The organism is Cellvibrio polysaccharolyticus (genome assembly GCF_015182315.1).
GTDB lineage: Bacteria > Pseudomonadota > Gammaproteobacteria > Pseudomonadales > Cellvibrionaceae > Cellvibrio > Cellvibrio polysaccharolyticus.
Genome location: NZ_PRDL01000002.1, coordinates 1 through 3,706 on the forward strand (window position 1 = coordinate 1; position 3,706 = coordinate 3,706).

Genomic DNA, 3,706 nt, shown 5'->3' on the forward strand with positions numbered 1-3,706 from the left:
GTTGCACCGTGCCGCTGCCGATCTCGTTGCCGTCCGGGTCGGTGATGGTGACGCTGGCACCGGCTTCGCCGTTACCACTGACACTGCTGCCGTCCGGGCTGACCACGAGGCCGGTGGCCGGTGCCGGGACGTCATCACCGGCATCCACGTTCGGCGCGACCACGGTAGCCGGGTCGGAATCGCCGTTGGCGTTGCCGAGGACGACGGTGAGGGTTTCACCATTGATTTGCGGGGGTGCGATGGCGACGGTGAAGCTGCCATCCGGTTGCACCGTGCCGCTGCCGATTTCATTACCGTCCGGGTCGGTGATGGTGACACTGGCACCGGCTTCGCCGTTACCACTGACACTGCTGCCGTCCGGGCTGACCACGAGGCCGGTGGCCGGTGCCGGCACGTCATCGCCGGCATCCACGTTCGGCGCGACCACGGTAGCCGGGTCGGAATCGCCGTTGGCGTTGCCGAGTACCACGGTGAGGGTTTCACCGTTGATTTGCGGGGGTGCGATGGCGACGGTGAAGCTGCCATCCGGTTGCACCGTGCCGCTGCCGATCTCGTTGCCGTCCGGGTCGGTGATGGTGACGGTGGCACCGGCTTCGCCGTTACCACTGACACTGCTGCCGTCCGGGCTGACCACCAGGCCAGTGGCCGGTGCCGGCACGTCATCGCCGGCATCCACGTTCGGCGCGACCACGGTGGCCGGGTCGGAATCGCCGTTGGCGTTGCCGAGGACGACGGTGAGGGTTTCGCCGTTGATTTGCGGTGGCGCGATGGCGACGGTGAAGCTGCCATCCGGTTGCACCGTGCCGCTGCCGATGTCATTACCGTCCGGGTCGGTGATGGTGACACTGGCACCGGCTTCACCGTTACCACTGACACTGCTGCCGTCCGGGCTGACCACCAGGCCAGTGGCCGGTGCCGGTACGTCATCGCCGGCATCCACGTTGGGCGCGACCACGGTGGCCGGGTCGGAATCGCCGTTGGCGTTGCCGAGGACGACGGTGAGGGTTTCGCCGTTGATTTGCGGTGGCGCGATGGCGACAGTGAAGCTGCCATCCGGTTGCACCGTGCCGCTGCCGATCTCATTACCGTCCGGGTCGGTGATGGTGACACTGGCACCGGCTTCACCGTTACCACTGACACTGCTGCCGTCCGGGCTGACCACCAGATTGGTGGCGGCATCCGGCACATCTCCGCCGCCATTGTCAACGTCAGGAGCGTTCACCGTTGCAGCGGAAGACGTGAGGTTAAGGCTATTGGTGAGCGTGACAGAAAGCAGCTGCCCTTCCGTTTGCGGTGGCAATAAAGACACCGTAAAAGTGCCATTATTCTGAACACTGCCAGAGCCAATCAGGTCGCCATCAGCATTACGTACTTGCACCTGAGTGCCCGGCTGCCCGCGGCCTGACAAGCTGGTTCCGTCACCACTCACAGCAAGATTGGTAGGTGGATTGGGGGCCAAATCACCACCGCCATTGTCCACAATGGGGGCATTTACCGTGGCGGGCAGAGAGGTTTGATTGCTGCTGTCAGTCAGCGTAACCGAGAGCAACTGGCCATTACTTTGCGGGGGTAACAACGCCACGCTGAAGGTGCCATTCGCGGCTACAGTACCGGTACCAATAATGTTGCCATTTGGCCCGCGCACCTGCACCGCCGTGCCTGGTTCCCCGAGGCCGGTCAGTGTGTTGCCGCTTGCATTTACAGCCAGATTGGTCGGCGCATCCGGCGCTTCATCATCAACGGACGGAGCACTCACGGTAGCTGCCGGGGAGGTTTGATCATTGCTGTTGGTCAGCGTCACCGAAAGGGTTTGCCCATCGGTTTGCGGCGGTTGCAGGGACACGGTAAAGCTGCCGTCTGCAACCACGGCGCCGGTACCGATAAGATTACCGGCCGGATCACGCACCTGAACCTGGGTACCCGGCTCGCCACGACCGGTCAGCGTTGTTCCGTTGGCGTTTACTGACAAATCGGTTGGTGCGTCGGGCGCGTCACTATCATTAATAATCGGCGCGCTGATGGTAGCGACGGGCGATGTCTGGTTGTCGCTGTTCGTCAATGTCACTGACAGGGTTTGACCATTGGTCTGAGGCGGTTGCAAAGTCACCGTAAAGGTACCGTCAGCAGCCACTGTTCCGGTGCCAATGACATTACCGGCCGCATCACGCACCTGAACCAGGGTATCCGGCTCTCCAAGGCCGGTCAATGTTGTTCCGCTGTCATTGATAGCAAGCTGGGTGGGGGCATCGGGAGCCGTCTGTTCCTCTTCGCCTGGCTGCTCTTCGGATTCCCCGGTAGGTGCAGTGATTGTTACCGGATCAGATTCCTGGCCGGCACTATCTCTTATGATGACCGTAATGGTTTCACCATTATTCTGCGGTGGCTGCAGCACCACCTGAAACTCTCCATTTGCACCAACAGTACCTTGCCCGATCACATTGCCGTTGGCACCTCTCACAATAACGGTAGTACCCGCTTCACCACGACCAACGATGGCCGTGCCATCGTCGTTAATAGCAATATTCGTCGGCGCAAGTGGCTTGTTTAATCGGACAAAACCGTCTCCGCCACTGCTTTCCGAAATGGCCACACCGACGCCGGCCGCCCCGAGTAATGGCCACAACCAACCCGCTCCGGAAGCCTCATTGCCCGATATCAGCAACAGTTCGCTAATACTGGCAATTTCCTTGTAGGCATAGGAAGAGGTAGAAGAACTGTATTCTGCTTGCCAAAGTTTTCCGTTGCTATCCTCGAAAACGATGTCGTGATTGCCACCGTCCCCCGTTGCATTGAAATAACCCTGCAGCGTAATTGTTTCTCCGGTTTTTGTCGTGATAACCAGATTTTGGCCCGACCGCTCCATCAGACGGATATCATTAGGGCTTACCGGAATCTTGATTACCGACGATGAGCTACTGACTGGCACATCACCCCATGGCAGATTATTCGAATGTCCACCGGCTTTTGAAACAATTGCAATATCCTTCATTTTGTTCACCTGCTCTGCATCAGTAGGGGGCGGCTCTGCCCCGACGAAAACCTAATGGCAATGCCATTACCGTCAACATTGGTTTGTTCAATTACCTTGAGATCAATTTTCATAAAAACAGGTTATTTTTTATCGGTGTTTTTTTCAGGAAGAAAAACCACTACAAAAACCCTGTTTTTTCGATTTCCATTAATCGGAAGCTCACCATAAACGCTTCAAACAAGCTGGCAAAAAAAGATATCCGAATTTGATCCCGGTCAAGATAATCTAGTTGAGAAAACAGGGGTTTCAATTACCGTGATGCATTTGGCGCAAATTTCTTGCACTAATAACCAAAGTTGTTTTTTTTATTTTTTTAGTAATGAAGTCATTATTAAATTATTGTTTTTTAATGAGGAAAAATTTCCGAAAAAATATAAAACGATAGCCATTAGCAATATATTAAAATGCGCCAAAAAACTCAGTCTCATATTTTCAACAACATTCATGCGTAAACAGCACAACCAGGAAATTTGAAAAAACTGTCGGGAAGTCGGGAAGTCGGGAAGTAAGGATAAAGAGAAATAGGGAAGTAAAGTAATTTTGTAGGTGTGTTGTTGTGTTTTAGAATTATCATGCTTGCTGCAACTAGGGTGGTGGTTATAGCCATGAATTTGTACACATCTAGAAGTGTATACGGAGATGGTGGCGTGGTGGTAAGAGTGTGAGGGTGGCGTG

At 55.5% G+C, this 3,706-nt stretch carries 1 protein-coding gene; it reads right to left on the minus strand.

Annotation, left to right across the window (positions count from 1 at the left end; all coding sequences use genetic code 11):
- Window positions 1-2,989: Ig-like domain-containing protein (locus C4F51_RS17995; RefSeq protein WP_193912669.1), on the minus strand; the 2,989-nt coding region annotated here is incomplete at its 3' end.
- Window positions 2,990-3,706: the final 717 nt, after the last annotated feature.